4 protein-coding genes are annotated in these 3,326 nt (G+C 69.9%); 2 read left to right on the top strand and 2 right to left on the bottom strand.

The window, feature by feature from the left end; genetic code table 11:
• The coding region (locus G3O00_RS41325; RefSeq protein ID WP_206146450.1) for a Crp/Fnr family transcriptional regulator at positions 1 to 610 on the top strand (610 nt) is incomplete at its 5' end.
• Between the two features lie 86 nt (positions 611 to 696).
• Complete coding sequence (gene chrA / locus G3O00_RS41320; RefSeq protein ID WP_206146449.1) at positions 697 to 1,908, top strand: chromate efflux transporter; 1,212 nt, start codon at positions 697 to 699, stop codon at positions 1,906 to 1,908.
• A 107-nt stretch (positions 1,909 to 2,015) separates the two neighbouring features.
• On the opposite strand, the gene sodB is transcribed toward chrA, so the two are convergent.
• A complete protein-coding gene (gene sodB, locus G3O00_RS41315) occupies positions 2,016 to 2,594 on the bottom strand; it encodes a superoxide dismutase [Fe] (RefSeq protein WP_011352986.1) in 579 nt (192 codons plus the stop codon).
• Between the two features lie 227 nt (positions 2,595 to 2,821).
• Positions 2,822 to 3,326: exodeoxyribonuclease VII large subunit (locus G3O00_RS41310; protein ID WP_277399384.1), on the bottom strand; the 505-nt coding region annotated here is incomplete at its 5' end.

The raw sequence follows: 3,326 nt of genomic DNA, 5'->3' as shown, positions 1-3,326 counted from the left end.
GGCGCTGCGCCGGCTGCCGGCCGGCCACGCGCTGTTCCGGCGCGGCGACCCGCCGTGCGGCCTGTACGCGGTACTCACCGGTTCACTCACGATAGGTGCGGTCGACCCGCAGGGCAAGGAAGCGCTGCTGACGGTCGCCGAGCCCGTTACCTGGTTCGGCGAAATCGCGCTGTTCGACGGCCAGCCGCGCACGCACGACGCGATCGCACTCGACGACGCGCTGCTGCTGCACGTCCCGCAGGCCGCGCTGCTCGCAATCCTCGACGCGACGCCGCAATACTGGCGGCAGTTCGCGCTGCTGATGGCGCAGAAGCTGCGCCTGAGCTTCCTGACCGTCGAATCGATGAGCGTGATGCCGGCTGCGCAGCGGCTTGCCGCCCGCCTGCTGATGATCGCCGACGGCTACGGCGGGATCAGCGCCGGCCGCACCCATATCCGGCTGTCGCAGGAAAAGCTCGCGGCGATGCTGTCGCTGACGCGGCAGACCACCAACCAGTTGCTGAAGGCGCTGCAGGCCGACGGCGTCGTGCGGCTGCACGTCGGCGAGATCGAGCTCGTCGACGTCGACGCGCTGCGGCGCGCGAGCGGGTTGCCCGACAGCTTGCGCTGAGCCCCGGCACCGCCGTCGCGCGGCCTCCCCGCCGTCACCGCGTTGCGCTATCGTGGCGGCTCGTCCGTTCATCCGCCCGCACCGCCTTGAGCACGTCGACCGCCTCCGCTCCCTCCCACCATCCGTGGCCGGTGTTCGTCGCGTTCCTGCGGCTCGGCCTCACGTCGTTCGGTGGCCCGGTCGCGCATCTCAGCTACTTCCGCACCGAGTTCGTCACGCGGCGCGGCTGGCTCACCGAGCCCGCGTACGCGGATCTCGTCGGGCTGTGCCAGTTCCTGCCGGGGCCCGCGAGCAGCCAGGTCGGGATGGCGATCGGCCTCGCGCGCGCCGGCTACGCCGGGATGTTCGCCGCGTGGCTCGGCTTCACGCTGCCGTCCGCGTTGCTGATGATGCTGTTCGCGCTCGGCGTGCATGCGACGGGCGCGCCGATCGAAGCCGGTGCGCTGCACGGGCTGCGCATCGTGTCGGTCGCCGTGATCGCGCAAGCCGTGTGGGGCATGGCACGCACGCTGTGCCCGGATGCACGCCGCGCCACGCTGATGGCCGCAGCCGCCTGCGTCGCGCTGCTCGCGCCGGCCGCGTGGACCCAGGTTGCGGTGATCGTCGCGGCCGGGTTGGCCGGCCTCGTGCTGCTGCAGCAGCCGGCGCGCGGCGCGCACGATCCGTTGCCGCTGCATGTGTCGCCCCGCGCAGGCATGCTTTGGCTCACGCTGTTCGCGGCGCTCCTCGTGGTGCTGCCGTTCGCGGCCGGCACGCTGCGCTCCGATACGCTTGCCGTCGTCGATGCGTTCTTCCGCACGGGTGCGCTCGTATTCGGCGGCGGGCACGTCGTGCTGCCGCTGCTGCAGGCGGCTGTAGTCGCGCCCGGCTGGGTCGGCGATGCGGCGTTCCTCGCCGGGTATGGCGTCGCGCAGGCCGTGCCGGGGCCGCTGTTCACGTTCTCGGCGTTCCTCGGCGCGTCGCTGCATAACGCGCCGAACGGCTGGTTCGGCGGCACGATCGCGCTGGTGTCGATCTTCGCGCCGTCGTTCCTGCTGGTGGCCGGCACCGCGCCGTTCTGGGAACGGCTGCGCCGCAGCACCCGGATGCAGGCCGCGCTCGCGGGCGTGAACGCGGCCGTCGTCGGGCTGCTGGTCGCGGCGCTCTGTCACCCGGTCTGGACCGACACGATCGTGGCGCCGCGCGATCTGGCCGCCGCGCTCGCCGCATTCGTCGCGCTGGTGTTCTGGCGCGTGCCGCCGTGGGCCGTCGTGATCGCGAGCGCCGCGCTCGGCTGGGGGCTCGGCGTCCCGGCCTGACCGGACACGCGCGGCACGCTCCACCACGGCAGAAAACAAAAAAGCCCTCGTTTCGAGGGCTTTTTTGCGGGGTGCCGCGCGCCGTAGCGGCGCGCAGGCGCCGGACCTTACGCGAAGTTCTTCGCTGCGAAGTCCCAGTTCACGATGTTCCAGAACGCTTCGACGAACTTCGGACGTGCGTTGCGGTAGTCGATGTAGTACGCGTGTTCCCACACGTCGATCGTCAGCAGTGCCTTGTCGGCAGTCGTCAGCGGCGTGGCTGCGTTGCTCGTCGACACGATGTCGAGCGAACCGTCAGCCTTCTTCACGAGCCATGCCCAGCCCGAACCGAACGTGCCGACTGCGGCCTTCGTGAACGCTTCCTTGAATGCGTCGTACGAACCCCACTTCGCGTTGATCGCGTCGCCCAGCGCGCCCGTCGGTGCGCCGCCGCCGTTCGGCGACAGGCTGTTCCAGAAGAACGTGTGGTTCCAGATTTGCGCGGCGTTGTTGAAGATGCCGCCCGACGACTTCTTCACGATCTCTTCCAGCGACAGGTTTTCGAATTCCGTGCCCGGGATCAGATTGTTCAGGTTCGTCACATAAGCCTGATGGTGCTTGCCGTAGTGGTACTGGATCGTCTCGAGCGAGATGGTCGGCGCGAGTGCGTCTTCAGCGTACGGGAGCGGCGGGAGCGTATGAGCCATGGCAATTCCTTCGTTGAGTATGTAGGGAGGCTGTGTTGGATGCTGCCGAGCGTCCGATTGTAGGCGAGGACGAATAACCCCGCAAACTCACGGGCCATTTATCCGCGGTATGCGGAAAAGCGATGTTTGCGCAACGTCCGGCAGGACGAACCCGACGCTGCGCAGCATCCGTTCCCGCGCCCGAAGCGTCCGTTGCGGCAACCTTCGCTCCGCTTGCACCCGTTACGTCAGATCGTATCGCTCAGCCGCGGCTGCACGTCGGCGAGCGACACGTCGGCCGAGCCTTCCGCGAGATGCACGGTCAGGCGGCGCTGCGGTTTCAGCGCGTTCGGCGTGCGCACCGCGCGGCCCGTCTGTGCATCGATCAGCGCCGCATAGCCGCGCTCGAGCGTACGTTGCGGGCTCAGTACCTCGAGCCTTGCCGCACAGGCTGACACGCGAGCCGTGTCGCGTTCGTGACGGCGCTGCAAGGCCAGCGCAAGACGCTGCGACAGCCCCGCGAGCGCCTGGCGCGCCTGCGACGGATCAGGCCGTGCGCGCTGCCAGCGCAGCTGCGCGAGCGCGAACCGCGCGCGGGCGTCGCGCACCGGCCGCGACGCCGCCGACGCCAGCCGCACTGCGAGCTGCTCGACGTGCGTGCGCTGCCGCTGCAGCCGCTCGGCCGGGCTCACCAGCCGGCGCGCGAGCCAGTCGAGCTGCTGCGCGCGCTGTTCGAGCCGGCGTTCCATGCCA

Origin of the sequence: Burkholderia sp. Ac-20384 (genome assembly GCF_017104605.1) — a bacterium.
In the GTDB taxonomy this organism is placed as follows: domain Bacteria; phylum Pseudomonadota; class Gammaproteobacteria; order Burkholderiales; family Burkholderiaceae; genus Burkholderia; species Burkholderia lata.
The sequence above is the reverse complement of the archived record's forward strand: the minus strand, read 5'-3'. Positions and strand labels throughout refer to the sequence as shown.